Source organism: Streptomyces sp. NPDC046716 (genome assembly GCF_040645755.1).
In the GTDB taxonomy this organism is placed as follows: domain Bacteria; phylum Actinomycetota; class Actinomycetes; order Streptomycetales; family Streptomycetaceae; genus Streptomyces.
The window spans coordinates 64,301-89,433 of record NZ_JBEYYU010000001.1 but is presented as its reverse complement, the minus strand read 5'-3'; the positions used below and the strand labels follow the sequence as shown (position 1 = coordinate 89,433).

The 25,133-nt window shown below is 71.5% G+C and carries 21 protein-coding genes; 9 read left to right on the top strand and 12 right to left on the bottom strand.

Features of this window, described 5'->3' with window-relative positions:
- The first annotated feature begins 48 nt into the window (after positions 1–48).
- From ABZ930_RS00355 to ABZ930_RS00345, 3 genes are read left to right on the top strand one after another with little or no spacing between them, the layout of a single operon-like run.
- Complete coding sequence (locus ABZ930_RS00355; protein ID WP_361538996.1) at positions 49–903, top strand: fructosamine kinase family protein; 855 nt, start codon at positions 49–51, stop codon at positions 901–903.
- 42 nt (positions 904–945) lie between these two features.
- Positions 946–2,031, top strand: a complete 1,086-nt coding sequence (locus tag ABZ930_RS00350; protein ID WP_361538993.1) for a dihydrodipicolinate reductase — start codon at positions 946–948, stop codon at positions 2,029–2,031.
- The gene (locus tag ABZ930_RS00345; protein ID WP_361538990.1) at positions 2,028–2,510 is read left to right on the top strand and encodes a carboxymuconolactone decarboxylase family protein; all 483 of its coding nucleotides are present in this window, start codon (positions 2,028–2,030) and stop codon (positions 2,508–2,510) included. The genes ABZ930_RS00350 and ABZ930_RS00345 overlap by 4 nt, the downstream gene beginning before the upstream one ends.
- Positions 2,511–2,549: 39 nt before the next feature.
- Here the strand turns inward: ABZ930_RS00345 and ABZ930_RS00340 are convergent, their stop codons facing one another.
- The 7 genes from ABZ930_RS00340 to ABZ930_RS00310 all read right to left on the bottom strand — a co-directional run bounded on the left by ABZ930_RS00340 (position 2,550) and on the right by ABZ930_RS00310 (position 11,177).
- A complete protein-coding gene (locus ABZ930_RS00340) occupies positions 2,550–4,184 on the bottom strand; it encodes a GMC oxidoreductase (RefSeq protein WP_361538988.1) in 1,635 nt (544 codons plus the stop codon).
- A gap of 101 nt (positions 4,185–4,285) precedes the next feature.
- Entirely contained in the window at positions 4,286–5,065 is a 780-nt protein-coding gene (locus ABZ930_RS00335; protein ID WP_361538985.1) for an SAM-dependent methyltransferase, read from the bottom strand.
- 93 nt (positions 5,066–5,158) lie between these two features.
- Positions 5,159–6,190 (bottom strand): substrate-binding domain-containing protein, encoded by a 1,032-nt coding sequence (locus tag ABZ930_RS00330; RefSeq protein ID WP_361538982.1) that lies wholly within the window; start codon positions 6,188–6,190, stop codon positions 5,159–5,161.
- 61 nt (positions 6,191–6,251) lie between these two features.
- Complete coding sequence (locus tag ABZ930_RS00325; protein ID WP_361538979.1) at positions 6,252–7,934, bottom strand: glycoside hydrolase family 43 protein; 1,683 nt, start codon at positions 7,932–7,934, stop codon at positions 6,252–6,254.
- 52 nt (positions 7,935–7,986) lie between these two features.
- Positions 7,987–8,862, bottom strand: coding sequence for a carbohydrate ABC transporter permease (locus ABZ930_RS00320; protein ID WP_361538976.1), 876 nt, complete (start codon positions 8,860–8,862; stop codon positions 7,987–7,989).
- A 26-nt stretch (positions 8,863–8,888) separates the two neighbouring features.
- Positions 8,889–9,860, bottom strand: a complete 972-nt coding sequence (locus ABZ930_RS00315) for a sugar ABC transporter permease (protein WP_361538973.1) — start codon at positions 9,858–9,860, stop codon at positions 8,889–8,891.
- 33 nt (positions 9,861–9,893) lie between these two features.
- Complete coding sequence (locus ABZ930_RS00310; protein WP_361538970.1) at positions 9,894–11,177, bottom strand: extracellular solute-binding protein; 1,284 nt, start codon at positions 11,175–11,177, stop codon at positions 9,894–9,896.
- Between the two features lie 323 nt (positions 11,178–11,500).
- Here ABZ930_RS00310 and ABZ930_RS00305 point away from each other — a divergent pair, with 323 nt between their 5' ends.
- The 4 genes from ABZ930_RS00305 to ABZ930_RS00290 all read left to right on the top strand — a co-directional run bounded on the left by ABZ930_RS00305 (position 11,501) and on the right by ABZ930_RS00290 (position 17,822).
- The gene (locus ABZ930_RS00305) at positions 11,501–12,739 is read left to right on the top strand and encodes an endo-1,3-beta-xylanase (protein ID WP_361538967.1); all 1,239 of its coding nucleotides are present in this window, start codon (positions 11,501–11,503) and stop codon (positions 12,737–12,739) included.
- A gap of 117 nt (positions 12,740–12,856) precedes the next feature.
- The gene (locus ABZ930_RS00300; protein ID WP_361538964.1) at positions 12,857–14,086 is read left to right on the top strand and encodes a hypothetical protein; all 1,230 of its coding nucleotides are present in this window, start codon (positions 12,857–12,859) and stop codon (positions 14,084–14,086) included.
- Between the two features lie 176 nt (positions 14,087–14,262).
- Positions 14,263–15,045: a glycoside hydrolase gene (locus ABZ930_RS00295; protein ID WP_361538961.1), complete on the top strand. Its 783-nt coding sequence runs from the start codon at positions 14,263–14,265 to the stop codon at positions 15,043–15,045.
- Positions 15,046–15,113: 68 nt separating this feature from the next.
- The gene (locus ABZ930_RS00290) at positions 15,114–17,822 is read left to right on the top strand and encodes a glycoside hydrolase family 6 protein (protein WP_361538958.1); all 2,709 of its coding nucleotides are present in this window, start codon (positions 15,114–15,116) and stop codon (positions 17,820–17,822) included.
- Between the two features lie 70 nt (positions 17,823–17,892).
- Here ABZ930_RS00290 and ABZ930_RS00285 read toward each other — a convergent pair whose 3' ends face one another.
- Positions 17,893–18,855 (bottom strand): D-2-hydroxyacid dehydrogenase family protein, encoded by a 963-nt coding sequence (locus ABZ930_RS00285; RefSeq protein ID WP_361538955.1) that lies wholly within the window; start codon positions 18,853–18,855, stop codon positions 17,893–17,895.
- Between the two features lie 225 nt (positions 18,856–19,080).
- Between ABZ930_RS00285 and ABZ930_RS00280 the strand changes: the two genes are divergently transcribed.
- Positions 19,081–19,947 carry a glycoside hydrolase family 16 protein gene (locus ABZ930_RS00280; RefSeq protein WP_361538952.1) on the top strand — a complete coding sequence of 289 codons (867 nt, stop codon included), beginning with the start codon at positions 19,081–19,083 and terminating at the stop codon, positions 19,945–19,947.
- Positions 19,948–19,993: 46 nt separating this feature from the next.
- On the opposite strand, the gene ABZ930_RS00275 is transcribed toward ABZ930_RS00280, so the two are convergent.
- Positions 19,994–20,686 carry a ribonuclease H gene (locus ABZ930_RS00275; RefSeq protein WP_361538949.1) on the bottom strand — a complete coding sequence of 231 codons (693 nt, stop codon included), beginning with the start codon at positions 20,684–20,686 and terminating at the stop codon, positions 19,994–19,996.
- Positions 20,687–20,760: 74 nt separating this feature from the next.
- The gene (locus tag ABZ930_RS00270) at positions 20,761–21,153 is read right to left on the bottom strand and encodes a nitroreductase/quinone reductase family protein (protein WP_361538946.1); all 393 of its coding nucleotides are present in this window, start codon (positions 21,151–21,153) and stop codon (positions 20,761–20,763) included.
- A 340-nt stretch (positions 21,154–21,493) separates the two neighbouring features.
- On the opposite strand from ABZ930_RS00270, the gene ABZ930_RS00265 reads away from it, so the two are divergent.
- Positions 21,494–22,342, top strand: coding sequence for an endo alpha-1,4 polygalactosaminidase (locus ABZ930_RS00265; protein ID WP_361538943.1), 849 nt, complete (start codon positions 21,494–21,496; stop codon positions 22,340–22,342).
- Between the two features lie 28 nt (positions 22,343–22,370).
- On the opposite strand, the gene ABZ930_RS00260 is transcribed toward ABZ930_RS00265, so the two are convergent.
- Positions 22,371–23,648: a hypothetical protein gene (locus ABZ930_RS00260; RefSeq protein ID WP_361538940.1), complete on the bottom strand. Its 1,278-nt coding sequence runs from the start codon at positions 23,646–23,648 to the stop codon at positions 22,371–22,373.
- Between the two features lie 76 nt (positions 23,649–23,724).
- A complete protein-coding gene (locus tag ABZ930_RS00255) occupies positions 23,725–25,050 on the bottom strand; it encodes an LCP family protein (RefSeq protein ID WP_361538937.1) in 1,326 nt (441 codons plus the stop codon).
- Positions 25,051–25,133: the final 83 nt, after the last annotated feature.

The window sequence follows — 25,133 nt, the reverse complement described above, 5'->3', positions numbered from 1 at the left end:
GCGTGGCGGCGCGCGTCAACGGCGGGGGCGCCCCTCTACGCTGCCCCCATGCCCGCCACGCCCTCCGCCGTCGCCGCCCGTTTCACCGGCTCCGCCGCCGCCGGGGAGCGCCGGCTGTCCCGTCGTCTCACGGAGGTCACGCTCGCCGACGGGCGGGTGGTCGTGGTCAAGTACGCGGACGACCCCGGGGCCGCGCGGGCGGAGGCGGCCGGGCTGCGCTGGCTGGCCGCCGCGGACGCGGTGCGGGTGCCCACGGTGCACGGCCACGACGACACCTGGCTGGTCATCGACCGGGTGGCCGACGGGCGGGCGAGCGCCGAGGGCGCCGAGCGGTTCGGCCGGGAGCTGGCCGCGCTGCACGCCGCGGGAGCCCCGGCCTTCGGCGCCCCGCCGCCGGACGGGCCCGCCGAGGCGTACATCGGGCTCGCGCCGATGCGCAATGTACCGGGCGAGGACTGGCCCGGCTGGTTCGCCGAGCAGCGGGTGCTGCCCTATGTGCGCATGGCCGTGGACGACGGCACGCTGCGCGCCGACGAGGCCCGGACCATCGAGCGGGTCTGCGCACTGCTGCCGGGTCTCGCGGGCCCCGCCGAGCCGCCCGCCCGGCTGCACGGCGACCTGTGGAACGGCAACGTGCTGTGGGACGGCGACGGCGCCGCCCACCTGATCGACCCGGCGGCGCACGGCGGGCACCGCGAGAGCGATCTCGCGATGCTGGACCTCTTCGGCGCACCGCACCTCGACCGGATCCTGGCCGGCTACCGGCGGGCGGCGCCGCTCGCCGACGGCTGGCGCGAGCGCGTCGCGCTGCACCAGCTCTTCCCGCTCCTGGTGCACACCGTGCTCTTCGGGCGCGGCTACGCCGAGCAGGCCGTGGCCGCCGCCCGCAGCCAACTCACGTGACGACTCTATGAACTGACACTCCATCAGGTTACGCTCCGGCGCATGACATCCACGGTGGTCTGGGGCACCGGCAACGTGGGCCGCGCGGCGATCAGGGCCGTCTCCGCTCACCCCGCGCTCGCCCTGTCAGGTGTACTCGTGCACGATCCCGCGAAGGCCGGCCGCGACGCGGGCGACCTCGCCGGACTCGACCGCGCCCTCGGGGTCGCGGCCACGACCGACGTCGAGGCGGTGCTCGCGGCCCGCCCCGGTGCGGTCGTGTACGCGGCCTCCGGCGATCTGCGTCCCGACGAGGCGCTCGACGACATCTGCCGGGCGATCCGCGCCGGTGCCGTCGTCGTCACGCCCGCCCTGTACCCGCTCTACGACCCGGCGAGCGCGCCGCCCGACTTCACGGATCCGGTGCGCGCGGCGATCGCCGAGGGCGGCGGTTCCCTGTTCGTGTCGGGCGTCGACCCGGGCTGGGCCAACGACGTGCTGCCGCTCCTGGTCAGCGGCCTCGGCACGCACATCGACACGGTCCGCTGCCAGGAGATCTTCGACTACTCGACGTACGACCAGCCGGACGCGGTCCGGGACCTGATCGGCATGGGGCATCCCATGGACTACGAGCCGCTGATGCTCGCCGAGTCGATCCCGACGATGGTGTGGGGCGGCCAGATCCGGCTGCTCGCCCGCGCGCTCGGCGTGCAACTCGACGAGATACGCGAGTCGTTGGAGCGTCGCGCGCTGGAGAGCGACGTGACGACGGAGATCATGGGCGACTTCGCGGCGGGCACCCAGGGCGCGGTCCGCTTCGAGGTGCAGGGGGTCGTCGACGGCGAGGTGCGGCTCGTCGTCGAGCACGTCACCCGGATCCACCCGTCCTGCGCGCCCGACTGGCCGTCGCCGCCCGGCGGCGGGGCCGGTGCGCACCGGGTCGTCATCGAGGGCCGCCCGCACATCGAGGTCACCGTGCAGGCGACCGACGAGGGCGGCAACCACTCCGCCGGGGGCAACGCGACCGCCGTCGGCCGGCTCGTCGGGGCCGTCGAGTGGCTGGTGGCGGCGGAGCCCGGCCTCTACGACGCACTCGACGTGCCCGTCCTCCCCGCCGCCGGCCGCCTCGGAAGGAAACCGCAGTCATGATGATCGACGTACCCGACGACAAGGACCCGATCGCGTACGTGTGGGGCGAGATGGTGCCCGGCATCGGCGTGGCGGCGGCGCAGTTCTCGATGTCCGTCTACGACCATTCGACGCTGGGGCTGCGGGAGTTCGAGGCGGCACGGCTGCGAATCGCGCAGATCAACGGGTGTCTGTTCTGCCTGGACTGGCGCACCGAGCGCGACGGCGAGGAGAAGGTCGAGGAGTCCTTCGCCGACGCGGTGACCGAGTGGCGCACCACGGACGCCTTCGACGAGCGGACCCGGCTCGCCGCCGAGTACGCGGAGCGGTACGCGCTCGACCACCACGGCCTGGACGAGGAGTTCTGGCAGCGGATGACCGCGCACTACAGCCAGACCGAGATCGTGGAGCTGAGCATGGGCATCGGCTCCTGGCTGGCGTTCGGCCGCCTCAACCACGTCCTCGGCCTCGACGCCGTGTGCGTCCTGCCCAAGCCCTGAACCACCGCACGGCTCGGGGCCGGGACAGGACGCGTCCGGTCACAGATCAGTGGCGACGATCTGTGCGATGTTCCGCTCGGCCAGAGCCGTGATGGTGACGAACGGGTTGACGCTGGTGTTCCCCGGGATCAGCGCCCCGTCGATCACGTACAGACCCGCATGGCCGCGCAGGCGGCCGTAGTTGTCGGTCGCCTTGTTCAGCACGGCGCCGCCCAGCGGGTGGTAGGTCAGGTGGTCGCCCCAGATCTTGTACGTGCCGAAGAGATCGGTGCGGTAGATCGTGCCCTCCTTGGCGTTGATCTTGTCGAAGATGGTCTTCGCCGCGTCGATCGACGTCTGCTTCCACGCCTTCTGCCAGCTCAGGTCGACCCCGCCGGTCGTCGGGTTGTACGTGAACCGGGCGCGCTGCGGGGTCTTGGTGATGGACAGGTAGAACGAGGCGAACGTCTCGATGCCGGTCGGCAGCGGGGCGACCTCGGCGAAGGCGCCGCCCGCCGCCCAGTTGTCGATGCCGCCCGTCGGGATCGACGCCTGGAGAGCGCCGGTGGGGTCCCAGAGGTGGTTGGCGCGGCCGCACATGACGTTGCCGTTGTCGCCCCAGCCCTGGCCGATCTCGTCGTTGAGCCCGGGCAGCGCTCCGGTGGCCTTGAGGCGGGTGAGGAGCTTGCTGGTGCCGACGCTCCCGGCGGCGAAGAAGACGCGGTCGGCGGTGATCTCCTTGGTGGCGGTGGTGGCGCCGCCGGTGTCGAGCACGTCGATACGGACCGTGTAGCCGCCGCCTGCGGCCGGGACCACCGACGTCACCTTGTGCTGCGGCGAGATGGACACCCGCCCGGTCGCCCTGGCGCGGGCCAGGTAGGTCTTCTGCAGGGACTTCTTGCCGTAGTTGTTGCCGTACAGGATCTCGCCCGCGAGCGCCGACTTGGGGGCGGTACCGGCCGCCTCCTGCTTCATGTAGTCCCAGTCGTACACGTCGGGCACGAACACGAACGGGAACCCGGAGCGCTGGGCGTGCTTGCGGCCGACGCGCGCGTACTGGTAGCACTCGGCGGTCTCGAACCAGTTCGGGTCGATGGTGGCGACGCCGAGGCCCGCGTTGGCGCGCGGGTAGTAGGTGCCGTACATCTCGTTCGGGTCGACGGACGGCAGGATCGCCGCGAAGTTCTCCCGCTTGGGCGTGACGGCCATGCCGCCGTTGACCAGGGAGCCGCCGCCGACGCCGCGGCCCTGGTAGACGATGATCCCGGCGAACTCCTCGGCGTCGAGGATGCCGGTGTAGCGCGGGATGTCCTTGTCGATCGGGAAGCCGAGGAAGTTGCTCAGGGGCTGCTTCGTTCTGGTTCTGAGCCAGAACGATCTGTTGTCGGGGGTGGTCGTGTTGGCGAAGATCTTGCCGTCGGATCCGGGGGTGTCCCAGGCCATGCCCATCTCGACCATCTGTACGTCGACGCCTGCCTCGGCGAGGCGCAGCGCGGCCACCGAGCCGCCGTAGCCGGTGCCGATGACGAGCGCGGGGAGGTGCGCGCCGTCGGCCACGGCGGCGGTGGTGCGGGGCTGGGCCGCGGCGGCGTGACCGGTCAGGGTCACGGCGCCAATAAGAGAACCTGTTCCTGCGAGGAAGCCACGGCGGCTCAGTCCGTTGCGTACGACTTCAGGGCGGGTTGCTTCGGTCACGTCCGTTCCTCACTCTCGATGGAATGGGAACGAGTTCTACTGCTGTTCGCGTGACAAGTGAATGCAAACCGGCCGGTAATCAACGACAGCGGACGAAACGATCACCGCACGCGCGCCACTGCCCCGTAGATCCCGCTCTCCTCGGGCGCGGGCGCGCTGTCGCCCTGGTACCAGTCGGTGACCGCGACCAGGCCCGGCGCGAGGAGGTCGAGGCCGTCGAAGAAGCGGGCGACCTCGGCCCGGGTGCGGAAGGCGAGCCGGATGCCCGCCCGTTCGTACTCGTCGACGACCTGCGCGGCAAGGTCGGGCCGCCAGTCCGATGAGGCGTTGGTGAGGACGAGATGGCTGCCCGGCGGGAGCGCGGAGACGAGCCGGGCGACGATGCCGTACGGGTCCTGGTCCTCGGTGACGAAGTGGAGCAGCGCGATCAGCGACAGCGCGATGGGCCGCTCGAAGTCGAGGACCGTGCGGGCGTGTTCGAGGATGGCGTCCGGCTCGCGCACATCGCCCATGATGTAGTCGGTGGCGCCCTCGGGGCTGCCCGTCAGGAGGGCCTGGGCGTGCCGCAGCACGAGGGGGTCGTTGTCGGTGTAGAGGACCCGCGCCGACGGCAGGGCGCGCTGGGCGACCTGGTGCAGGTTGGGCGCGGTGGGGATGCCGGAGCCGATGTCGAGGAACTGGTCGACGCCCTGTCCGGCGAGATGGGACACCGCCCGGTGCATGAACTCCCGGTTCTGCCGGGCCGCGTCCCGCGCCTGCGCGGGCAGCTTGCCGCCGACCGCCTCGTCGACGGGGTAGTTGTCCTTGCCGCCGAGCAGCCAGTCGTAGACCCGGGCGGGGTGGGCCCGGGTGGTGTCGATCGGAGGTACGGATGCGGTCATGGCGGGCTCCATCGTCGCGAGAGGTGGTCCTGTCGGGATGATCAGCCCGCAGTGTGCCACGTCAACTTCCCGCCACGATGGGCGCGTTGAGGGTCAGCCGGCGCCGGGGGCCGCGGTGCTCGCGCGGACCACGAGACGGGTGGCCAGCTCGACCCGGGGCAGGTCGACCTCCTCGCCGTCGATCACCCGCAGCAGCGTCCGGGCGGCCATCGCCGCCATGTCCTGGAGCGGCTGGCGGACCGTGGTGAGGGTCGGATCGCTCCACCGGGTCACCGGCAGATCGTCGAACCCGACCACGCTGATGTCCTGCGGCACCCGCAGCCCGCGCTCGCGCAGCGCCGTGTACGCGCCGAACGCCTGGAGGTCGCTGGCGGCGAACAGCGCGGTGGGGCGCGGCAGTCGGCGTTCCCCGACCTCGTCGAGGAGGGCGATCGTCTCGGCGCGCCCGGAGGGGTCGGTGAACGCGCCGTGGCGCACCGAGCCCTCCGGGATGTCGAGGCCCGCCGCCTCCATGGCCGCCCGGAACCCGTCGGCGCGCGCCCGGCTGCACAACAGCTGGCGCGGGCCCGCGAGATGGGCGATGTGCCGGTGGCCGAGGCCGATCAGGTGCTCGGTGGCGGCGACCGCGCCCGCCCAGTTGGTGGCGCCGATGGTCGGCACGCCGGCCTCCACGTTGCCGACGGGGTCGACGAGGACGAACGGGACGCCCAGCGAGGCCAGGCGGTTGCGCTGGCCCAGCGTCAGATCGGAGACGACCAGGATCGCGCCGTCGGAGCGCCGCGCCGCCAGCTGGTCGAGCCAGGCGCTGGTCTGCGAGCTGCTGCCGTGCGCCGCGGACAGGACCATGCTCACGCCCGCCTCGCGCAGCGTCTCCTCGGCGCCGCGGATGATCTCGACAGACCACAGGCTGTCGAGTTCGTTGAGGACCAGGTCGACGATGCCGCCGCGGCGCCGGGGACGGCGCGGGTGGTAGTGGAGGCGCGCCATGATCTCCTGCACCCGTTCCCGGGTCGCCGCGGAGACGTCGCTGCGGCCGTTGAGCACCTTGGACACGGTGGCCGTCGACACTCCGGCCTCGGCCGCGATCGTGCCGATGGTGGCGCGGGGACGGGACTGTGCGGTCATGCGGCGGAGGACTCCCGTGAGACGGCGGCGTGCGGCGTGGTGGGGTGAAGCCTAAAGCCCGTCACCGGTCGTCCATGCCCTGGTAGCCGAGCGAGGTGAAGTCGGCGGGGCGGCCGCCGCCGGTGAGGTCCTGGGCGCACACGCCGATGAAGGCTCCGGTGAAACCCCAGTCGCTGAAGTGGCCCCCGTCGCCGACCGTCGCGTACTCGTCGGAGAGCCGGGTCGCGTCGAGCGGCGGGCCGAGGGGGCGGTCGTCGGCGCCCGCAGACCAGGTGAAGGCGGCCTCGGCGCCGCGTGCGGTCAGCCGCAGCCGGACGGGTCCGCTCGGTGGCAGGGGCACGGGCGGTACGGGTTCGGAGTACCGTCCGCGGTCGCAGACGGCGAGGCGCAGCACTCTGCCGTGCTCCTCGTCCCGGGTGATGTGGGCGTAGTGCCAGATCGCGGTGTTGTAGAAGTGGACAAGGCCCGCCATGTGCTGGGGCGAGGACGGGTCGAAGTCGACCGTCGCCTCGGCCGTGCAGCGCAGGTGCTGCTGGCGGCGGGCGACCAGGCTCTGGGCGTGCAGCGAGGAGAGCGATTCGCCGCCGCGCAGCCGCAGGGTGTCGCCGTGCGGTCCTGTGCGGGTGAGCCAGGACGGGTCGGGGTGGCGGCGCAGGGTCATCCACTCGGGGCCGAGGACGCCGGTCGACGGCGCGGCGGCGGGCCGCCGGGACGTGTGCCGCGCACCGGCCGGGGCGGGGACGCGCACGGAGGGGCGCCCGGGGCCCGCGTCGCCGTCGACGCGCGGCCAGCCGTCGGGTGTCCAGTGCACGCGTTGCAGGGCGGTCTCGCGGCCGAGCACGCAGGCGCCGCGCGCGGTCAGCGGGCGGGCCGTGAGGTGGGCCAGGTACCAGGCGCCGTCGGGCGTCTCGACGAGGCTGCCGTGTCCGGCCTTCTGGAGTTCCAGGGCGTCGTCGCCGTACGCGGTGAGCAGCGGTCCGGCCGGATCGGGTGTGTAGGGGCCGGTGATGTCGCGGGCGCGCGCCACGGTCACCGCGTGCTCCCACGAGGTGCCGCCCTCGGCGGTGAACAGGTAGTACCAGCCGTCCTTGCGGTACACATGGGGGCCTTCGGTGCGGCCGAGGCGGGTGCCGGTGAAGATCCGCCGCACGGCTCCGACGGGGCGGCGCGCGGTCCGGTCCCACTCCTGGAGCAGGATGCCGCCGAACGGATCGTGGCCCGGCCGGTGGTCCCAGGTCAGCCACAGCAGCCAACTGCGGCCGCTGCCGCCGGGGCCGGTGTCGTGGAACAGGGACGGATCGAAGCCGCCGCCGGGCGCGGGAGCGGGTTCGGACCAGGGGCCGGTGGGGGTGGGCGAGGTGGTGACCCAGTTGCGTACGTCCTTGTAGGCGCCGGCCAGGCTCCTGACGTTGGAGTAGACGAGGTGGAACAGTCCGTCGGCGTAGGACAGGCAGGGCGCCCAGACCCCGCCGGAGTCCGGGACGCCGGCGAGGTCGACGAGGCGTTCCTCGGTCAGCGCGCCGCCCAGGGGGCGCCAGTTCACGAGGTCGCGGGAGTGGTGCAGCGTCACGCCCGGCAGCCACTCGAAGGTGGAGGTGGCGAGGTAGTAGTCCTGGCCGACCCGGAGCAGGGAGGGGTCCGGGTGGAATCCGGCGAGCACGGGGTTGCGGATCGTCGGGGGCCGCCCGGTGGCGGGCTGCGGGGCGGCGGGGGTCGGCCCGGTCGCGGGCGCGGCGGCAGTCATACGGTTCCTCGGGGATCGGTGCGGTCGGGGAGGCGGGGCGCGGTGGCGCGGCTCACCCCTTCACGGCGCCGGCCATGACTCCGGAGACGATGCGCCGGGCCAGTACGGCGAAGAGCGCGAGCACGGGGACGACGGAGACGACGACGCCGGCCAGCATCAGGGTGTAGTCGGTGTAGTAACCGGCGGCGAGCTGGTTGAGGGCGATCTGCACGGTGCCGTTCTCGGGCGGCAGGGCGATCAGCGGCCAGAAGTAGTCGTTCCAGGCGAACATGAAGGTGAACATGCCGAGCACCGCGGCGACCGAGCGGACGCCGGGCCAGGCGACGTACCAGAAGGTGCGCAGCTGGCCCGCGCCGTCCATCCGGGCCGCCTCGATCAGCTCGTCGGGGATGTTCTCCTCCATGGCCTGCCGCATCCAGAACACGCCGATCGCGGAGACCAGCGCGGGCACGATGAGCGAGCTGAGCTTTCCGTACAGGCCCATGTCGGTGACGAGGAGGTACAGCGGGATGATGCCGAGCTGCGTCGGCACCATCACCGTGGTGATCACCACGACGAGGAGGGCGTCGCGGCCGGGGAAGCGGAGTTTGGCGAAGGCGTACCCGGCGAGCGAGGAGAGCAGGACGTTGCTGACGGCGGTGGTGCCCGCGACGGTGAAGGAGTTGCCGAGGGCCTTCCAGAAGTCGACGGTGTCGAAGACGCGCCGGATGTTCTCCAGCAGGTGGCCGCCGGGCACCAGGGACGGGGTCGAGCCGCCGAGAACGGAGTTGTCGCTGTGCGAGGCGACGACGAACGTCCAGTACAGGGGGAAGATCGAGGCCAGGACCACGGCGGCGAGCAGGGCGTAGGCCAGCGGACCGGCGCTGTCGTGGCGCCGGGGGCCCGTGACACGGGTGCGCGGTCGCTTGTCGGAGAGGGAGGTGGCCATGCGGGGGCTTCCTTCGGGGGCGGGGGTCATCGGTCGGAGCCGCCGAGGCGTCGGGTGAGGAAGAAGTTGAGCGCGGCGACGGCGGCGATGACGAGGAACAGCACCCAGGAGATGGCGGACGCGTATCCGGCGTCGTTGTTGATGAACCCGTACTTGTAGAGCATCAGCGTCAGCGTCTGGAACTGGTGCTCCGTGCCGCCCTCGGCGTTGGCCTGGGAGTCGAACAGCAGTGGCTCGGCGAAGAGTTGGAGGCCGCCGATGGTGGAGATGACGACCGTGAACAGCAGGGTCGGCCGGATCGCGGGCAGGGTGATGCGGCGGAAGGTGAGGAAGGGGCCGGCGCCGTCGACCATCGCCGACTCGTACAGGTCGCGCGGGACGGCCTGCATCGCGGCGAGATAGATCAGGGCGTTGTAGCCGGTCCAGCGCCACATCACCATGAAGCTGATGGCGAGGTGCGAACTCCAGGTGTCCGCCGTCCAGTCGACGGGGGCGCTGATCAGGCCGAGCTGTTCCAGGATCCAGTTGACGACGCCGAAGTCGCGGCCGAAGAGCTGCGAGAAGACGAGGGCGACGGCGACCACGGACACGTACTGCGGCACCAGGACCAGCGCCCGCCAGGTCGTCCTGGCGCGCAGCCGGCGGTCGAGCAGCCAGGCGACGGCCAGGGCGAGCAGCAGTTGGGGGACGGTGGAGAGCAGGTAGATGCTGAAGGTGTTGTAGGTGGCGTTGTAGAAGTCGGGGTCGGCGAACAGGTCGCGGAAGTTTGCGAGGCCCGTGAATCCGCCGTCGCCGGTGAGCCGGTCCCAGCGGTGCAGGGACACCCAGAACGTGTAGAGCAGCGGGTAGAGCCCGAACACCCCGAAGACGACGAAGAACGGTGCGATGAAGGTGTACGGCGTGACGCGGCTCTGCCGGGTCGGCCGCCTGCGGGCACGGCGGCCCGGTGGTGCGTCGGTGCCGAGGGTGCGCTCGGCACCGGCGGTGTGGACCGCCATGGAGGCCTCCTTACGGGCTGGGGTGTCGGGCGGTCAGTGCTTGAGGTTCTTCGCCGCGTCGGTCAGGGCCTTGTTCCAGGCCTCGGCGGGCGAGGCCTTGCGCTGCTCGACGAGTTGCAGGGCGTTGGCGAACGGGATGCGCACCTGCTGGTCCTTGGTGCCGCGGTAACTGGGCTTCAGGCCCTGCGCGGAGGCGGCGAAGATCTTGCCGGTCGGGGCGTCGCCGAAGTACTTCTGCCGGGTGTTCTGCACCGCCGGGTCCGAGAGCGCGCCGGTCAGGGAGGGGAGCGAGCCGGTGGGCCCCTGGAAGATCTTCTTCTCCGAGTCCGCCGAGGTCAGGAACGCGGCGAGGTCGGCGGCCTCCTTGGTGTGCTTGCCCTGCTTGGGCACCGTCAGGAAGGAGCCGCCCCAGTTGCCGCCGCCTCCGGGCACGGCGGCGATGTCCCACTTCCCCTCGCCCTCCTTGCCGGCCGCGGTCTGGATGAGGCCGGTCATCCAGGCGGGGCAGGTCATGGTCGCCATCCGGCCCTGCTTGATGCCGGCGTTCCACTGCTGGCTGAACGGGACGAGGTTGGCGGACATGCCGTCGGCCGCGGCGTCGGCGGCGGCGGAGAAGGACCGCTTCACGTCGGGGTTCTCGGCGGCGATGTAGGAGTCGCGGGCGTCGAAGAACCCGTACTCGGTCTGGTTCATCATCGCGCTGAACACGTTGCCCGCCGAGTCGAACCACGTGTGGTCCTTCACCTTGGCGCGGAAGGTGTCACCGGTCTTGAAGTACGCGTCCCAGGTGGGCCACAGCTTGCCCACCGCCTCCCGGTCCGTGGGCAGTCCGGCCTGCTGGAACAGGTCCTTGCGGTAGCAGATGGCGAGGCCGCCGACGTCGGTGCCGTACCCCATCACGAACTTGCCGCCGTCGGCGGTGCCCTGCGCCCACTTGTAGGGCAGGTACTCGTCCTTGCGCTTGAGCCCGCCGAAGTCGGCGAGGTTCACGAACTTGTCCCGCACCGTGCGGAACTTGGGCAGGTACCCCTCCTCGACGGCGACGACGTCGGCGGCGCCGCTGCCCGAGGACAGCTGGGTGGAGAGGCTGTTGTGGTGCTGGTCGAGCTGGGAGATCCGCTCCTTCACCACGATGTCGGGGTGCGCCTTCTCGTACTCCTTGATCAGCGGCTTGTACCCGAAGTCGCTGAAGGTGGCGACGGTCAGCGTGATCTTGCCGTCGGACTCCACCGAGCCGGAGGAACAGCCGGACAGAACGAGCAGGGTGGCGAGTCCGGCCGCCGCGGCGACAGATCTGCGGGCATGCGAGGAGCCCATGAGGGACCTCCGGGGATCGTGAGTGAGTGGGAGACCGAGGGACGCGAAGGCGTTTCGATGCGCACAACCTGACGGTTGTCGAAACTTAATGTCAAGAGTTTCGGAAAACATTCGATGCCGACGCGAGCGTCACCGGCACGGGAACCTTGCCTGATCGCAGGGCATTTGAGGACTGAAGACATTCCTACAGCCACAGCACTCGTTTCGGAGGCAAGGCTGCAACCAGCGAAGTTCTACGAAACTTACGTGATTCATTGACGTAACGCGGAGCGGTCCTCACGATGCGGGGCGGAACCCATCCCCCCACTCCGAGGAGTTGACCCGTGAACCGCCTCAGAAAACTGGGAGTCATGACGGTGGCGGCGGCCGTGCTCGGTCTGCTCGGCACGCTGCCCGCCGCCGCGGACTCCGCCGGCACCGCCCGCAACCTCCCACCGGACGGCACGACGCTGTCCCTCATGGGCCAGGACAGCGACACGCTCGCCGACTACAAGCGCGACGTCCTCGACCGGTCCGCGCTCGGCGCGCCCGCTCCCGGCGGCGTCACGCTCTACACCAACCTGGTGCTCGGCGGTAACCCGGAGCCGCTCGCCGGGATGACCGGGCCCGCGAACTGGGGTGCGGGCACCGTCGACTTCGACAGCACCCTCGCCCAGTACCCGGGTGCGGCCGTCGCCGTCGGCCTCTACCTCTCCGACGCCACCAGCGGCTGCAACAACCAGCCGCTGCGCGCCATCATCGGCACGAACGACAGCGACGTGACCTCGGGCAGCCCGAACCTCATCACGCGCTACCGCGACAAGGTCGACGAGATGGTGAACCGGCTCAAGGGCTACGACCGCCAGGTGTTCCTGCGGATCGGCTACGAGTTCGACGGCCCCTGGAACTGCTACAACGCCGACTTCTACAAGCAGGCGTTCGCCTACATCAAGGGCCGCATCGACGCCCTCGGCGCCACGAAGGTCGCGACGGTCTGGCAGACCGCCGCCTGGCCGCTGAACACCAGCACCGACCACCCCGAGTGGAACTACGTCGTCACCGACCCGCACCACTTCGACGCCTGGTACCCCGGAGACCAGTACGTCGACTGGGTGGGCATGTCCTCGTTCTACTCCGGCGGATCCGTGGCCACCCAGTGGGGATGCAGCGCCACCGACACCGCGCCGGGAGCCCTCCAGGGCCGCGTGCTCGACTTCGCCCGCGGGCACGGCAAACCGGTGATGGTCGCCGAGTCCGCGCCGCAGGGCTACGACAACGGCGCGGGCACCAAGAGCTGCATCATGCGCAAGAGCCCGTCGGCCACCGACGCGGACACCATCTGGAACGAGTGGTACCAGCCCTACTTCGACTGGATCGCCGCCAACCGGGACGTGGTGCGCGCCGCCGCCTACATCAACACCGACTGGGACAGCCAGACCCAGTGGCAGTGCGCCGACGGCGCCCAGGCCGGCGGCCCCGGCTGCGCCAACGGCTACTGGGGCGACTCCCGCATCCAGGCGAATCCCACGATCCGCGACCGCTTCCTCGCCCAACTGCGCGGCCCGGGCTGGACGAACGGCTGACCCCGAACCACCCCTCCCCGCGGCGGGACGGCCGCTCCCCCTGCCGTCCCGCCGCCCCCTTCCCCCACCGCGCCGGGCCGACCCCACCTCGGCGGCCCGGCAGTCAGGAGCGACCTCATGCGCACCGCAGACCTGAGCGGCAGAGCCCGTCCCCACCTCCTGCTCCTCACCGTGCTCCTCGCCCTCGCGTGGCTGCTCCCCTGGAGCACGAGCGCCTCCGCGGCGCCGTCCACCCCACGGTCGCTGCTCATCGGGCAGTCCACCCGCGCCGCCTGGGACGACTACACGTCCTTCGGGCAGGCCCCGGACGGCGGCTCCGTCTACTACGAACTCGCCTCCGGCACCTGGGTCGGCCCCGGCCACGCCGACTACGCGTCCTTCCTCGCCGGCCAGGGCAAGACGGTCCAGGTCGGCATCAGCTGGAAGGACAACCCGCCCGGCTTCGAGGGCGGTGACGAGAACGCCAAGGCCGCCCGGTCCCGCGCCGTCACGCAGGAACTCGCCGACGGCAAGTACGCCGACCGGTTCGCGACGCTGATCGACTTCGTCGACGCCCATCCGTCGGCCACGTTCCTGCTGCGCCTCGACTACGAGGTGAGCTCCTTCTACCACTGCACCGACGACACCTGCGCCTCGTACAAGAACGCCTTCGCCCGCATCCGCTCGCTCATCGAGGGGCGGATCCACCAGAACAACGTCCGGTTCGTCTTCCACCCGGTACGCGGCGAGTTCGAGAAGCTCTACCCCGGGGACGCGGCCGTGGACCAGGTCGGTGTCTCGATCTTCGCCCACGAACTGTGCATGCCCCTCCACGACCTGGGCGGCTATCTCTACAACGGCACCCCGCCGGACAACTACGACACGTCCGCGCTGCAGTGCCGCAACGCCTACCTCGCCACCGACTCCTCGGGCCATCCGAGCGCCGTCTGGAAGAACTGGGACTACGACGCGAACGTCCTGAAGATGATGAAGTTCGCGCAGGACCACGGGAAGAAGATGATCGTCTCCGAGTCCGGGATGATGAACTTCACCGCCGACGCCGGTGACACCAGCGGCGCCGAACCGGTCCGCGGCGCGATGTGGACGAAGCGGCTCTTCGGTCTCCTCGACTACCGCGGCCCCATCCCGAACATGGCGGGCACCTACGACCTGTCCGACGTCATCAGCACGGTCACGTACATCAACCTCGACTTCCGCTACGGCTGGGACGGGCAGGACGACGGCTCGTTCGACTTCCCGCCCGACTCGACCTGGTTCGCGGACGGACGGCTGTCGCGGAACACGGACGCGCGGGGGGCCTTCTGCTCGGGTCTCGCCGCCACCGGTTTCCGTACCGGATGCGCCTGAGCGACGCTCCCGCACCGGTGACGGGTTTCGACGGCGCGGTGCCGACCTGCGCCGTCGTCCGAAACTCGCGCGATTGATTGACGCGGGCCCCGGAGTTCCCCACGATTCCGGTCGGGCCTCCCCGCACTGGAATGGGAGCGCTCCCATGATCGTGAACCCATCGAAAGGAAAGAGACGTGAAGCGTCCCCCCACCGCCGCCCGTCGAGCCAGGACGGCGGCAGCCGTGCTCGCCGCGGCAGGCTTCCTGCTCGCCTCCGCGTCCGCCTCCCCCGCGACGGCCTCGGCCCGCTCCACCGAACTCTGCGGCGCGTTCGACACGTTGAGCGTGGAAGGCGGCAGGTACACCGTCCAGAACAACGTCTGGGGAGCGTCGACGGCCCAGTGCCTCTCGGTCGACGGCACCTCGTTCGAGGTCACCCGCGCCGACCACGCCAATCCGACGAGCGGCGCCCCCGCCTCGTACCCGTCCATCTACGCGGGCTGCCACTACGGCGCCTGCACCACCGGCAGCGGTCTGCCGCTGCGCGTCGACGCGATGAACCGGGTGACCAGCAGCTGGTCCACGCACTCCCCCACCAGCGGCGTCTACGACGTAGCCTACGACCTCTGGTTCGACCCCGATGCCCAGGTCACCGGCCAGAACGCCGGCGAGCTGATGATCTGGAACAAGTACCAGGGGCCGGTCCAGCCCGTCGGCCAGAAGACCGGCAACGTCACCGTCGGCGGCGCGAACTACGACGTGTGGACGGGCAACATCGGCTGGAACGTCATCAGTTACGTCCGCACGAGCCCCACGGACGCGGTCACCGACCTTGATCTGAGGGCGTTCGCCGACGACGCGACCGCGCGCGGCAGCGTGCGCGCCGACTGGTATCTCACCAGCGTCCAGGCCGGGTTCGAGCCGTGGCAGGGCGGTACCGGACTGCGCACCGACTCCTTCTCCCTCAGCGTCTCCTGACCGGGCGTCACGCCCGCTTTCCCCTCCCAGTGTCCACCCCTGTGTCCACCCCACGAAGGGACAGAAGAGTGCACCGGAATCCATTGCGCGGCCATCGCCCGCACCGCAGACGCCTGACCCGTCCGTCCGGCGCGGCGGCCCTCACGGCCACGGCGCTCGCCGCGGCCCTGCTCACCCCCTGGTCCGCGACGGCGGGCACCGCCCGCGCCGCCGAGCACGTCGACAACCCGTTCCAGGGCGCCGACGCCTACGTCAACCCGGACTACACGTCCCGCGTCGAGCAGTCCGCCGACAAGGAGGACGACGCGGACCTGGCGGCCCGGATGCGCAGCGTCGGCGGGCAGTCCACCGCCGTCTGGCTGGACCGGATCGCCGCCATCGAGGGCGGCGCCGCCAACGACGGCCGCCTCGGCCTGACCGGCCACCTCGACAAGGCCCTCGCCCAGAAGCAGCCGGGCACCCCCATGACCGCGACGTTCGTCGTCTACGACCTCCCCGGGCGCGACTGTTCCGCCCTCGCCTCCAACGGCGAACTCCCGCTCACGGAGGCCGGGTTGGAGCGCTACGAGAAGGAGTACATCGACCCCATTGCCGACGCGCTGGCCGACCCGAAGTACGCCGACCTGCGCATCACCACCGTCATCGAACCCGACGGGCTGCCCAACCTGGTCACCAACCTCTCCGACCCCGAGTGCGCCCAGGCCAAGGCCAGTGGCCTCCAGGTCAAGGCGGTCCAGTACGCCCTCGACAAACTCCACGCCCTCCCGAACGTCTACACGTACCTGGACGCGGCACACTCCGGCTGGCTCGGCTGGGACGACAACCTCAAGGGCGTCGTCGACCTCTACACCGAGACGGCGCGCGGCACGAAGGCCGGGCTCGACAGCGTCGACGGAGTCGTCACCAACGTCTCCAACTACACGCCCACCACCGAACCCCACCTCGACGACCCCGATCTGACGGTGGGCGGCCAGGCGCTGAAGTCGGCAAAGTTCTACGAGTGGAACCCGAACTTCGACGAGGCGGACTACGCCGACGCGCTGCGCACCTCGTTCGCGGCGGCCGGCTGGTCCGACGGGCTCGGTGTCCTCGTGGACACCTCGCGCAACGGCTGGGGCGGCGCCGACCGGCCCGGCGGCGCGAGCGGCGACACGGCCGACGCCTACGTCACCTCCGGACGCGTGGACCGGCGTACCGACCGCGGCAACTGGTGCAACCAGCAGGGCGCGGGCCTCGGCGCACGGCCGCAGGGAGCGCCCGCCGACGCGCCCGGCGTCGACGCCTACCTGTGGGTGAAGCCGCCCGGTGAGTCCGACGGCTCCGGCGAGGACATCGACAACGGCGAGGGCAAGCGCCCCGACCCGAACTGCGACCCCGACTTCACCACTCCGAAAGGCGTCAAGACGGGCGCCCTGCCCGACGCACCGCTCGCGGGGCACTGGTTCGACGCCCAGTTCGCGATGCTGGTGAAGAACGCGTACCCGGCGGTGAGCACGGCGCCGTCGACGAAGGCGACGCAGGCGTCGTACTCCACGAAGACCGCGGCCGCGGACGGCGACGACTGGCTGCACACCGACGGCGCCCAGGTCGTCGACGAGCAGGGCGATCCGGTGTGGATGACCGGCACGAACTGGTTCGGGTTCAACACCACCGAACGCGTCTTCCACGGACTGTGGTCGGCGAACCTGGAGACCATCACCCGCCAGATGGCCGAGCGCGGCCTCAACACCATCCGCGTCCCCCTCAGCACCCAGCTCGTCCTGGAGTGGCAGGCGGGCAGGGCCGCGGTGTCCAGCGCGGTCAACACCTACGAGAACCCGGACCTCAAGGACAAGACCACCCTTGAGGTGTTCGACCGCTTCCTGGAGCTGTGCAAGACGTACGGGATCAAGGTCATGCTCGACGTGCACAGCGCGGAGGCCGACAACTCGGGCCACATGTACCCGGTGTGGTGGAAGGGCGCCATCACCAGTGAGGACTTCTACCGGGCCTGGGAGTGGCTTGCCGACCGGTACAAGAACGACGACACGGTGATCGCGGCCGACGTGAAGAACGAGCCGCACGGCAAGCAGACCGAGAGTCCCCGCGCCAAGTGGGACGACTCCACCGACGAGGACAACTGGAAGAACGCCTGCCAGACGGCCGGCCGGCGGATCCTCGCCATCAACCCGCACCTGCTCGTGCTCTGCGAGGGGATCGAGATCTACCCGCGCGACGGCGAGAACTGGCAGTCGACGAACGAGGCCGACTACCACTTCAATTGGTGGGGCGGAAACCTGCGGGGCGCCGCCGACCACCCCGTCGACCTCGGCAAGGACCAGGACCAGCTCGTCTACTCACCGCACGACTACGGTCCGGCCGTCTTCCGGCAGCCCTGGTTCGAGGGCGACTGGAACAAGGACACCCTGACCGAGGACGTGTGGCAGCCCAACTGGTACTACCTTCAGGACCGGGGCACCGCGCCGCTGCTCATCGGTGAATGGGGCGGCCGCCTCGACGGAGCCGACAACCAGAAGTGGATGACCGCGCTGAGGGACTTCATCACCGAACACCGGATCAACCAGACGTTCTGGTGCCTCAACCCCAACTCCGGTGACACGGGCGGATTGTTGAAGGACGACTGGAAAACGTGGGACGAGGAGAAGTACGCCTTCCTCGAGCCCGCCCTCTGGCAGAGTGACGGCCGGTTCGTGGGCCTCGACCACGCGGTGCCCATCGGGGGCGTCGGCAGCCGCACCGGGCTGACGCCGCGGCAGGTCTCCGGGCGGAGCGACTGACCATGGGCGCCGGACCGTCGCGGGAGGCGGCCCGGCGCCCCGTCCACCGGTGCGGGCGGGGCCGGGAGCCTCAGCCCAGCGTGCGGACGGGGTTCCCGGACAGGTACGCCTCGATGTCCTCGACGGCGCCCCGGAAGTAGCCCTCGTAGTTGCGCCGTGTCACATAGCCGAGGTGCGGCAGGCCGAGGAAGTTCGGGGCGGTGCGCAGCGGGTGGTCGAGCGGGAGCGGTTCGGTCTCGAAGACGTCGCTGCCCGCTCCGGCGATCCAGCCCTCGCGCAGCGCCCGGACGAGGGCGTCCTGGTCGACGATCGCGGCCCGCGAGGTGTTGACGAGATAGGCGGTGCGCCGCATCCGCCGCAGTTCGTCGGCGCCGATCAGTCCGCGGGTGCGGTCGCCGAGGACGAGGTGCACGGAGACGAAGTCACTGGTCTCCAGGAGTTCTTCCCTGGACGCGGCGAGGGTGACGCCCGCCGCGGCGGCGCGCTCCTCGGTGAGGTTCTGGCTCCACGCGGCGACGTCCATGCCGAAGGCGGCGCCGACCCGGGCCACGCGGGTGCCGATCTTGCCGAGGCCGAGCAGTCCGAGGCGGCTCCCGTGCAGGTCGGCCCCGAGCGTGGACTGCCAGGGGCCGCCCTCGCGGAGGCTGACGCTCTCCGTCACGACACCGCGCGCGAGGCCGAGCAGCAGCGCCCAGGTCAGCTCGACCGGGGGCTCGGAGCCGCTGGGTGTGCCGCAGACGGTGACGCCGTGCGCGGTCGCGGCGGCGAGGTCGATGGAGGCGTTGCGCAGACCCGAGGTGATCAGCAGCCGCAGCCGGGGCAGCCGCTCGATGAGCCCGGCCGGGAAGGGGGTGCGTTCGCGCATCACGACGACGATCTCGCAGTCGGCGAGTTCGGTGGCGAGCGCGTCGTGGTCCGTGAGGTGCCGGTCGAGGAAGCGCACGTCGACGCGGCCGGCGAGGCGGTCCCAGTCGGCCAGTTCGCGGGCGACGCCCTGGTAGTCGTCGAGTACGGCACAGCGCAGCGTGGTCACCCGGGCTCCCTGTTCGATCGGCTGGCGTGATCACGAAGCACCCTAGTACGGGCCTCGCGCGGGGGCCGCGGCGGAAGTTGGTACGGACGAATCCCTTGACGTGTCTTCCGGGCGCCCCTTAAATCAACCCTTGAACTCATCGCACCATGCGCACCTCCCTTGTCTTCACTTTCTGGCGTGTCCGAGACAGACACGATCCCCCTACCCGAAGTGACGTGATGCTCCATGCGCAGTTCACACCGCTCCCGCACGTTCCTGCGGCGCCGCCTCCCGCTGGGCGCGGCCGCGCTCCTGTGCCTCGGCGCGGGACTCGTGCCCGTCGCCAACGCCGCGGGCACGGACGACGCCCGGGCCGCCGCGGTCACCTTCTCCGACGATTTCGACGGGCCCGCGGGTTCGGCGGTCGACGGCTCGAAGTGGCAGACCGAGACGGGCGACAACGTCAACAACCACGAACGGCAGTACTACACGGGCGGCAACAGCAACGCCGCACTCGACGGCCAGGGCCATCTGGTCATCACGGCCCGCAAGGAGAACCCGTCCAACTACCAGTGCTGGTACGGCACGTGCGAGTACACCTCGGCGCGGCTCAACACGTCGGGCAAGTTCTCGACGACGCACGGGCACGTCGAGGCGCGGATGAAGATACCGCGCGGCCAGGGCATCTGGCCCGCGTTCTGGATGCTCGGCGACGACATCGGCTCGGTCGGCTGGCCGAACTCCGGTGAGATCGACATCATGGAGAACGTCGGCTTCGAGCCGTCCACCGTGCACGGCACGATCCACGGTCCCGGCTACTCGGGTTCGGGCGGGATCGGCGCGGGGTACTCGCTGCCGAACGGTCAGGCGTTCGCGGACGACTTCCACACCTTCGCGGTGGACTGGTCGCCGAACGAGATCAAGTGGTCGGTGGACGGCACCGTGTACCAGACCCGCACGCCCGCCGACGTGGGCGGCAACCAGTGGGTCTTCGAGAAGCCGTTCTTCGTGATCCTGAATCTGGCGGTGGGCGGCTACTGGCCGGGCGACCCGGACGGCAGCACCCAGCTCCCGCAGCAGCTCGTCGTCGACTACGTCCGCGTCTCCGACTGACCGCAGCGCGTCGCGGGCGAGGGGCCGGTGCCCCTCGCCCGTGCCGTCAGGCCGACTCGCGGCACTCCGGGTGGCCCCACCCGTCGGGGTTCTTGGCGATGTCCTCACCGGCGGCGTACGAGCGGCCGCAGCGGCAGCGCCCGGGGAACTTCGCCTTGAGGGTGCGCGAGGAGGACCCGGTCGATCCGGTCGCACCGCCGCTCTTGCGCCGGGGCGTCCTGGCGCGGGCCGGGGCGGCCGACGACGGCGACGAGGGCGGCGGCTCCGGGGAACCGAGCGCACTGCCCGCGTCCTGCTGCGCGACGGCGGCCTGGCTGGCGGCGCGGTCCGCGAAGTCGTTGAGCGGGTCGCCGTCGACCTGGTGCGCCGGGACGTACTTGAACTCGACGGAGCGGCCCTCCAGCAGGGCGTCGATGCGGGCGACCAGCTCCTGATTGGCGACCGGCTTGCCGGCCGCGGTCTTCCAGCCCTTGCGCTTCCAGCCGGGCAGCCAGGTCGTGACGGCCTTCATCGCGTACTGGGAGTCCATCCGGACCTCCAGGGCGACATCGGCCGCGACCGTGCTCAGCAGGCGCTCCAGAGCCGTCAGTTCCGCGACGTTGTTCGTCGCCGTGCCCAGTGCACCGGCCTCCCACTGGACGACCTTCTCGTCGCCGTCGGCGACCACCCAGGCCCAGGCGGCCGGTCCGGGGTTTCCTTTGGACGCGCCGTCACACGCGGCGATCACACGTTCTGCCATGCCCCGATCATGCCAGGGCCGGACCCCGTCCGAAGAACGCTGACGTGTCCACGCCCTCCCGGGCCGTTCCGCGGTCAGGCCAAGTCGACGCGGATCGTGAGGAGTTCGTCGCCGAACGCGCGGACCGCGGTGCTGTTGAGCAGCGGCAGCCTCCTGAGCCGGGCCCGGGCGTCGTCCTCGGGCACAAGATGGGCCACCCCGTGGTACCAGCGGCCGCGGATCCTGACCCGCACATCGGGACTGACCTGGATGTTCCGCACGTACTGGGATTTGAGCCCGAACTCCGAGACGAGCCAGAAGGTGTCGCCGATCCGCCGTCCGCCGACGGGCGTGCGCCGCGGCTGCCCCGAGACCCGGCCGGTCGTCTCGATGATCATCTGCCCCGGCAGCCGTCTGGTCACCGGATTGACGATCTTGCGCTGGAACGCGGTGACGAGCCGGTGCCGAGTGTCCTGATCACGCGCCATGCCCCCGAACTGTAGTCGCAGACGCCCGGACTGGACATGGATCGATCAAGAACGGGTCGATCGGCGACACCGGTCCCCGGACAGCGGGAAGCCCCGACCGTGACGGGGGATCACGGCCGGGGCGGCTCTGGGTGGGCACGGATGGCGGTCGCCTCTCGGCGGGGGGCTCCGCAGGGCTTCAGCCGAACGATCTTCCCTGCGGGCTATGGGTAGGGCCCGGGGACACTGCTCCATCCATGTCCACGGTGGGTTCAACGGGCAGGGGGGGCCTGTTGTTCCCGGCCTCCTGCGAGGGGTGCGTGAGGTGGGTCACGGCGCGGTGGCCGCTTAAGGTTCTGTGGTGATCTTCGTTCCGTCCTCGCGTCGTTCCGCCCGCCCGTCGGCCGTCGGGCTCGTCCTCGCCTCCGTACTGCTGTTGACCGCCTGCTCGTCGACGTCCTCGCCGTCCGGTTCCGGCACGGACACCCCGGAGGTGGTCAGGCCGACGCCGCACGTCGGTTTCGACTACCAGATCGGCGGGCCGTACAAGCCGCCGTCCGGGGTGCGGGCCGTCTCCCGCGACCGGAGCGCCGAGCCCGCGAAGGGCATGTACAACGTCTGCTACGTCAACGCGTTCCAGGCGCAGCCGGACGCGCTGCGCCGGTGGGAGCGCGACGATCCGGATCTGCTGCTGCGGGACGACGAGGACGACGTGGTGATCGACGAGGACTGGGACGAGGCCCTGTTCGACATCTCCACGGCCGCCAAGCGGGCGCGTCTGGCGAAGATCGTCGGCCGCTGGGTCGAGGGCTGCGGCGCCGACGGTTTCCAGGCCGTCGAGCTGGACAACCTGGACTCCTACTCGCGCTCGGACGGTCTGCTCGACGCCGCGGACGCGGTCGCCTTCGCACGACTGCTGGCGGACCGGGCGCACGCGGCCGGGCTGGCTGTCGGTCAGAAGAACACCGCCGAACTGCTTCCGAAGCGGTCCGCCGTCGGCTTCGACTTCGCCGTCTCGGAGGAGTGCGGGAGCTACGACGAGTGCGGTGCGTACGCGAAGGCGTACGCCGACCGGGTCTTCGCCGTCGAGTACCGCGCCGCCGATTTCGACCGGGCCTGCCGCGCCTACGGCAAGAAGCTGTCCCTTGTACTGCGGGACGTCGACGTGCGGCCCGCCGGGACGAAGGGGTACGTGCGGCGCACGTGCTGACGGTGTCCGGGACCCGTCACCGCACGGCCTAACCCAGCGGGGACGGTGTGCCCAGTACCTCCAGGCGGCGGTGGATCGCCTCCAGGGCGCCCGGGCGGCGGCCCGGTACCTGCCGGCGCAGCGTGGTGAGGAGATCGGCGAGGGCGCGGGCCCGGTCCGGGTCCCCCAGCTGCTCCCACTGGTGGTGGGCGCGGTCGACGGCCGCCGTCACGTCCTCGTCGGCGGGCGTCTCCCCGCGGGCCAGCCTGGTCTGTGCCACCTCGGCCCACAGTGCGCAGCTGCGTCCGGGATCCTGGGCCAGCCGCGCGAGATCCGCCCGCACCTCGAGCCAGTGCACGGCCTGTGCCGACCCGGCCCCGTGCGTCCGCAGCGCCTCGCTCTCCCAGCGCGCCGCGATGGCGGCGGCCTCCGCGTGCCGGCCCGCCCGCGCGGCGGCGAGCAGGGCCGGGTGCGGGTCCGCGGCGGGCTCGGGCTGCGCAGGAGCCGGGGGCGGCACGGGGGCCGGCCGGGCGGGCGCCGGGACCAGGACCGCCGGCACCGGGGGCAGGTGTGTCGCGGGGGCGGACGTCGGCATCGGCGCCACGACGGCGGGGGCCACGCCCGCCGGCGGCGCCGCCTGTCCCGTCGGGAAGGCCCGCACCGGCGTGTCCATCGCCACGAAGAGCGCCTCGGCCGGGCCCGAGCGGCCGGCGGCGGTCTCGTGGAGGTGCGCGAGGGGCGGGCGGACGCCGGTGCGCCAGATGTCGGCGTAGACCCTGAGGTAGTCGGGGGTCAGGAGCGTCCGGCGGGGCGGGGGCGGGCTGACCCGGCCGAAGACGCGGATGCCGTGACCGAGACCGACGCCGCCTGCGCGCACGTGCGGCCAGGCGTCGGTGTCGGCGACCAGGTCGAGGACGACGGTGGTGGTGTGCGGGCGGCGCAGGGCGAGTTCACCGGTGAGCCAGTGCCAGGGCAGCGCCGTGTAGCGCAGCGTCGACGCGGTGGTGCGGGCCAGGGCCAGGTGGAGGAGGTGCTGGCGGTGATCGAGGTGGAGCTGCCCGGTGACGTACACGTGCAGTTGTCCGGGCAGGGCGGCGGCGGTCCGTATCCGGGTGAGGACGGCCTGCGGGTCGAGCGGGTCGGCGAGTTCGACGACGGTGGCCGCCGCCGTCCCGGTGAGCGCGCTCGGCGGGACCGCGGCGAGCGCGGGCAGCACGGCCGCCGCGTCGATGAGGCATCCCTTGCCGACGGGGGCCGCCGCGAGCAGCAGCGCCGTCCCGGGGTCGGCGGGTTGTGCCTGGTCGTTGCCTTGCGCGTTGATCACCACCAGAGCACCGTAACCGGAATACCGAGGGTCGGCCGACCGCTCCGGCAAACCCAACTGGTCCGGCTACGGGTGGCTTTCAGCCCGTTTCGGCCACCGGACGCGGACAGCGCAGCGTGTCCCCGGTGACGGGAGCGCCCTCCACCATGCTCCGGTCGTACGTCACGGGTCGCACTTCCTGGTCCGCGCTGCCGACGGCGACGTGGAAGACGGGGCCCGATCCGGCCACGGCACGCAGCCGCGCACCGGGCAGCGCGGTGGTCAACGAGGGCGCGTAGCGGATCTGTTCGGGGTCGTACGTGACGACGGTCGGGCCGTCCGGCCGCACGCGCGGCACCGAGGTGGCCGTCACGGCGAAGCCGCTGGCGCGCAGGCCGTCGGCGACGCGCGGGTCGTCGACCGTCACCCGGGTCTCGGCCGGCGCCATCCCGACGGGCGCGGGTCCGCCGGAGGGGAACTCGGCGGTGAGGGGCCGGTCCGCGCGCAGCGCGCCGAACATCCGCTGCGCGCGGGGCTCGTCCCAGCGCAGCGCGGAGCCCCATTCCGGGACGCGGTAGTCGAAGTCGGCGATCGGGACGGTGGCGAACTCGGCGTCGCGCGGGCCGATGTCGCGCAGCGACCAGGCCAGGGAGAGCAGGGTGCCGACGTCGGTGTGGTCGTCGGTGCGGACGTGCGCGAGGAGGGCCCGGGCGGTGCGGACGGTGGCGGCCGGATCGCGGAAGATTCGGGCGTCGGTCAGCCGGGCGACCATGCCGAGCAGCAGCCGCTGTTGTCTGCGGACGCGGCCGAGGTCGCCCGGCGGGAAGACGTGCCGGGCGCGGACGTAGCGCAGGGCGCCGCGGCCGTCGAGGGCGTGGGTGCCCGCTGGCAGGTCGAGGCCGGAGTTCTCGTCCTTGAGGGGGACGTCGGAGCAGACCTCGGCGCCGCCCAGTTCGTCGACCGCCTCCGTGAACCGGCGGAAGTCGGTCTCCAGGTAGTGGTCGATGCGCAGTCCGGTGGCCTGTTCGACGGTGCGCACGGTGAGGTCGGCGCCGCCGTGCGCGTGGGCGCCGTTGATCTTCCCGCTGTGCGCGGGGTGGTCGTGCGGGGCGAACGGGACGTAGGAGTCGCGGGGCAGCGAGACGACGCTGAGACGGTGGCCGTCGGCGGCGACGTGGACCAGCATCAGGACGTCGGTGCAGCCGCACTCCTCGCCGCCGACGTGCAGGCGGTCGATCTCCTGGCGGGTCAGACCGCCGCGCACGTCGAGACCCGCGACGAGGAGATTGGTGCCCTTGCCGGGGAGGGCCGCGGGGCCGGACGCGGGTCCGGGGCCGTCGGCGCCGGCGGCCCCGCCGTGGACGAGCGAGACGGTCAGCAGGGTCGCCGCGAGGGCGTGACGGCGGCGGAGGGGGTGAAGACGCATGGGCACTTCCGCGGAGGGAGACGGCTGGGGGCGCGGGAGACTGTGTGCCCCGTCGGAGCTCTCCCGTACCGCCCGCGCCGCCC

Coding starts and splice junctions, on each gene's coding strand:
- ABZ930_RS00330 (WP_361538982.1), bottom strand. CDS start 6,190: ATGACCGCACAGTCCCGTCCCCGCGCCACCATCGGCACGATCGCGGCC.
- ABZ930_RS00325 (WP_361538979.1), bottom strand. CDS start 7,934: ATGACTGCCGCCGCGCCCGCGACCGGGCCGACCCCCGCCGCCCCGCAG.
- ABZ930_RS00350 (WP_361538993.1), top strand. CDS start 946: ATGACATCCACGGTGGTCTGGGGCACCGGCAACGTGGGCCGCGCGGCG.
- ABZ930_RS00255 (WP_361538937.1), bottom strand. CDS start 25,050: ATGCGTCTTCACCCCCTCCGCCGCCGTCACGCCCTCGCGGCGACCCTG.
- ABZ930_RS00335 (WP_361538985.1), bottom strand. CDS start 5,065: ATGACCGCATCCGTACCTCCGATCGACACCACCCGGGCCCACCCCGCC.
- ABZ930_RS00270 (WP_361538946.1), bottom strand. CDS start 21,153: ATGGCGCGTGATCAGGACACTCGGCACCGGCTCGTCACCGCGTTCCAG.
- ABZ930_RS00355 (WP_361538996.1), top strand. CDS start 49: ATGCCCGCCACGCCCTCCGCCGTCGCCGCCCGTTTCACCGGCTCCGCC.
- ABZ930_RS00310 (WP_361538970.1), bottom strand. CDS start 11,177: ATGGGCTCCTCGCATGCCCGCAGATCTGTCGCCGCGGCGGCCGGACTC.
- ABZ930_RS00320 (WP_361538976.1), bottom strand. CDS start 8,862: ATGGCCACCTCCCTCTCCGACAAGCGACCGCGCACCCGTGTCACGGGC.
- ABZ930_RS00345 (WP_361538990.1), top strand. CDS start 2,028: ATGATGATCGACGTACCCGACGACAAGGACCCGATCGCGTACGTGTGG.
- ABZ930_RS00280 (WP_361538952.1), top strand. CDS start 19,081: ATGCGCAGTTCACACCGCTCCCGCACGTTCCTGCGGCGCCGCCTCCCG.
- ABZ930_RS00275 (WP_361538949.1), bottom strand. CDS start 20,686: ATGGCAGAACGTGTGATCGCCGCGTGTGACGGCGCGTCCAAAGGAAAC.
- ABZ930_RS00300 (WP_361538964.1), top strand. CDS start 12,857: ATGCGCACCGCAGACCTGAGCGGCAGAGCCCGTCCCCACCTCCTGCTC.
- ABZ930_RS00315 (WP_361538973.1), bottom strand. CDS start 9,860: ATGGCGGTCCACACCGCCGGTGCCGAGCGCACCCTCGGCACCGACGCA.